Consider the following 813-nt stretch of genomic DNA (forward strand, 5'->3'; position numbering starts at 1 on the left):
CATCTTCTCCGCGTTCGTGATGAAGTACGGGGAGAGGTAGCCGCGGTCGAACTGCATGCCCTCGACGACGTCGAGTTCGGTCTCGGCGGTCTTGGCCTCCTCGACGGTGATGACGCCCTCGTTGCCCACCTTCTGCATGGCATGGGCGATCATCTGGCCGATCTCGGCGTCGCCGTTGGCGGAGATCGTGCCCACCTGGGCGATCTCTTCGGACGAGGCGACCTTGCGGGAGCGCTCGCCGATATCCTTCACGACCGCGGCCACCGCCAGGTCGATGCCGCGCTTCAGGTCCATCGGGTTCATTCCGGCGGCGACGTACTTCACGCCCTCCCGGACGATGGAGGCCGCCAGCACGGTCGCGGTGGTGGTGCCGTCACCGGCCGTGTCGCTCGATTTCGAGGCCACTTCGCGCACCATCTGGGCGCCCATGTTCTCGAACTTGTCGACGAGTTCGATCTCCTTGGCGACCGTCACACCGTCCTTGGTGATGCGCGGGGCGCCGAAGCTCTTCTCGATCACGACGTTGCGGCCCTTCGGACCGAGCGTCCCCTTCACCGCACTGGCGAGCAGCTCCACGCCGCGCAGCATCTTCCCGCGGGCATCCACCGAAAACCCAACGTCTTTAGCGGACATGCTGAAGCCTCAACATCTTTCGTTTTAGCCCCGAGGCACGCCAAAGCGGGCGCCTCGAAGGGCAGGTCGAGGATCAAGGCCAGTGAGGCCGGATCGGCGCTAGGCGACGATGCCCAGGATGTCGGATTCCTTCATGATCAGCAGGTCCTGACCGTCGATCTTGACCTCGGTGCCGGACCA

At 64.7% G+C, this 813-nt stretch carries 1 protein-coding gene and 1 pseudogene; both read right to left on the reverse strand.

Annotated features, from left to right (window positions below; all coding sequences use genetic code 11):
- The coding region (locus MKK82_RS12715; RefSeq protein WP_279602970.1) for a TCP-1/cpn60 chaperonin family protein at positions 1–633 on the reverse strand (633 nt) is incomplete at its 3' end.
- A 99-nt stretch (positions 634–732) separates the two neighbouring features.
- Positions 733–813: pseudogene (locus MKK82_RS12720) on the reverse strand (co-chaperone GroES); the annotation flags it as partial.

It is taken from the genome of Methylobacterium sp. E-046, from assembly GCF_022829625.1.
Taxonomy (GTDB): Bacteria; Pseudomonadota; Alphaproteobacteria; order Rhizobiales; family Beijerinckiaceae; genus Methylobacterium; species Methylobacterium longum.